Source organism: Ureibacillus terrenus, from assembly GCF_006569205.1.
GTDB lineage: Bacteria > Bacillota > Bacilli > Bacillales_A > Planococcaceae > Ureibacillus > Ureibacillus terrenus.
Window position 1 is genome coordinate 1 of the sequence record NZ_VIGD01000049.1, and the last position, 2,002, is coordinate 2,002.

Annotated in this window: 15 tRNA genes and 1 rRNA gene; all 16 read right to left on the reverse strand. The window is 48.8% G+C overall.

Annotated elements, in window-relative coordinates:
* Window positions 1-302: 302 nt before the first annotated feature.
* A tRNA-Leu gene (locus tag FKZ59_RS14190) sits at window positions 303-385 on the reverse strand.
* 16 nt (window positions 386-401) lie between these two features.
* A tRNA-Cys gene (locus FKZ59_RS14195) sits at window positions 402-475 on the reverse strand.
* Window positions 476-481: 6 nt separating this feature from the next.
* Window positions 482-556 (reverse strand) — tRNA-Gly (locus FKZ59_RS14200).
* 8 nt (window positions 557-564) lie between these two features.
* Window positions 565-639, reverse strand: a tRNA-Gln gene (locus tag FKZ59_RS14205).
* 59 nt (window positions 640-698) lie between these two features.
* A tRNA-His gene (locus tag FKZ59_RS14210) sits at window positions 699-774 on the reverse strand.
* A 14-nt stretch (window positions 775-788) separates the two neighbouring features.
* Window positions 789-862: transfer RNA gene (locus FKZ59_RS14215), tRNA-Trp, on the reverse strand.
* Between the two features lie 9 nt (window positions 863-871).
* Window positions 872-956: transfer RNA gene (locus FKZ59_RS14220), tRNA-Tyr, on the reverse strand.
* A 7-nt stretch (window positions 957-963) separates the two neighbouring features.
* Window positions 964-1,039, reverse strand: a tRNA-Thr gene (locus FKZ59_RS14225).
* A 14-nt stretch (window positions 1,040-1,053) separates the two neighbouring features.
* Window positions 1,054-1,129, reverse strand: a tRNA-Phe gene (locus FKZ59_RS14230).
* Between the two features lie 10 nt (window positions 1,130-1,139).
* A tRNA-Asp gene (locus tag FKZ59_RS14235) sits at window positions 1,140-1,215 on the reverse strand.
* Between the two features lie 4 nt (window positions 1,216-1,219).
* Window positions 1,220-1,296: transfer RNA gene (locus tag FKZ59_RS14240), tRNA-Met, on the reverse strand.
* 23 nt (window positions 1,297-1,319) lie between these two features.
* Window positions 1,320-1,392: transfer RNA gene (locus FKZ59_RS14245), tRNA-Val, on the reverse strand.
* A 4-nt stretch (window positions 1,393-1,396) separates the two neighbouring features.
* Window positions 1,397-1,471, reverse strand: a tRNA-Glu gene (locus FKZ59_RS14250).
* Between the two features lie 12 nt (window positions 1,472-1,483).
* Window positions 1,484-1,577 (reverse strand) — tRNA-Ser (locus FKZ59_RS14255).
* Window positions 1,578-1,585: 8 nt separating this feature from the next.
* A tRNA-Asn gene (locus FKZ59_RS14260) sits at window positions 1,586-1,660 on the reverse strand.
* A gap of 17 nt (window positions 1,661-1,677) precedes the next feature.
* A 5S ribosomal RNA gene (gene rrf, locus FKZ59_RS14265) occupies window positions 1,678-1,793 on the reverse strand.
* Window positions 1,794-2,002: the final 209 nt, after the last annotated feature.

Below are 2,002 nucleotides of genomic sequence, written 5' to 3' on the forward strand. Positions count from 1 at the left end.
TCTAATTTTACAGGCACGATATTGAGTTTTTCCGTTGTCAAAAAAAGAACACCTCCTCTGTAATTGTTACTTTCATCTTACAGGGAGGTGTCATTGATTTATAGGCGTTGTTTGATTTCGGGCTTACATGACAATGAAAAAAGCTTAGAGGAATCGAAGTTCCTCTAAGTTGTGCGGTTGCATATACCAGGAAAGTCACAAAATTTTTTCACCAACACTATTTGACAAAGAACCAATAAAAATGCGCCTTCTGTAACGTGTACAGAAAGCGCGTGTTTATTACGATCTAGGCTTGTTATAAGTGCCGATGGTGGGAGTCGAACCCACACTCCTCGAAGGAACACGATTTTGAGTCGTGCGCGTCTGCCAATTCCGCCACATCGGCATGATATAAATGTTTTTGGAGGCGGCTACCGGATTCGAACCGGTGATAAGGGTGTTGCAGACCCGTGCCTTACCACTTGGCTAAGCCGCCGGAATTTGGAGCGGAAGACGGGACTCGAACCCGCGACCCCCACCTTGGCAAGGTGGTGTTCTACCACTGAACTACTTCCGCAATTATAATGGCTGGGGTACCAGGATTCGAACCTGGGCATGACGGAATCAAAATCCGTTGCCTTACCGCTTGGCTATACCCCAACAATACTTAATAAACTTTCACTGTTTTCGAATCCACAATCCCATATATCATTTTATTATGGGGCGACTGATGGGAATCGAACCCACGAATGCCGGAGCCACAATCCGGTGCGTTAACCACTTCGCCACAGTCGCCATTGTTTTATTCTTGGCAGGGGCAGTAGGAATCGAACCCACACTAAAGGTTTTGGAGACCTTTGTTCTACCATTAAACTATGCCCCTGTATTAGTATGGTGGAGGGGGGCGGATTCGAACCGCCGAACCCAAAGGGAACGGATTTACAGTCCGTCGCGTTTAGCCACTTCGCTACCCCTCCGGGAGTATGGTGCCGGCGAAAGGAATCGAACCCTCAACCTACTGATTACAAGTCAGTTGCTCTACCAGTTGAGCTACGCCGGCATATTATTTTAATATGGTGGGTTGGGGCGGAATCGAACCGCCGACACGAGGATTTTCAGTCCTCTGCTCTACCGACTGAGCTACCGACCCACAATCTATATGGCGGTTCCGACGGGACTCGAACCCGCGATCTCCTGCGTGACAGGCAGGCATGTTAACCACTACACCACGGAACCGTTTTGGTTGCGGGGGCAGGATTTGAACCTGCGACCTCCGGGTTATGAGCCCGACGAGCTACCAGACTGCTCTACCCCGCGATAATCCTAAATGTTTTATTCGATGGAGGATGACGGGATCGAACCGCCGACCCTCTGCTTGTAAGGCAGATGCTCTCCCAGCTGAGCTAATCCTCCATAATGGTGACCCCTACGGGATTCGAACCCGTGTTACCGCCGTGAAAGGGCGGTGTCTTAACCACTTGACCAAGGGGCCGATTTCTAATTATGGCGGAGAGTAAGGGATTTGAACCCTTGAGACGGGGTTTAACCCGTCTACACGATTTCCAATCGTGCTCCTTCAGCCACTCGGACAACTCTCCAAGATATATGGCTCCGAAGGTAGGATTCGAACCTACGACCCATCGGTTAACAGCCGATTGCTCTACCGCTGAGCTACTTCGGAATAATTCGAATGTATGAGCCTAGCAACGTCCTACTCTCGCAGGGGGAATCCCCCAACTACCATCGGCGCTGAAGAGCTTAACTTCCGTGTTCGGTATGGGAACGGGTGTGACCTCTTCGCCATCGTCACTAGGCTCTTTATTTTACCGAAAGACATGTACTATTATAACATATTTTGTTTATTTTTCAAGAGTTTTTTTGTTTTTATTTTTATTAAGAGGTTGTTCCCTCAAAACTGGATAACGGCATCGAAAGTGTTTTCTTGGTTAAGTCCTCGATCGATTAGTATCCGTCAGCTCCACACGTCACCGTGCTTCCACCCCGGACCTATCTACCTCATCGT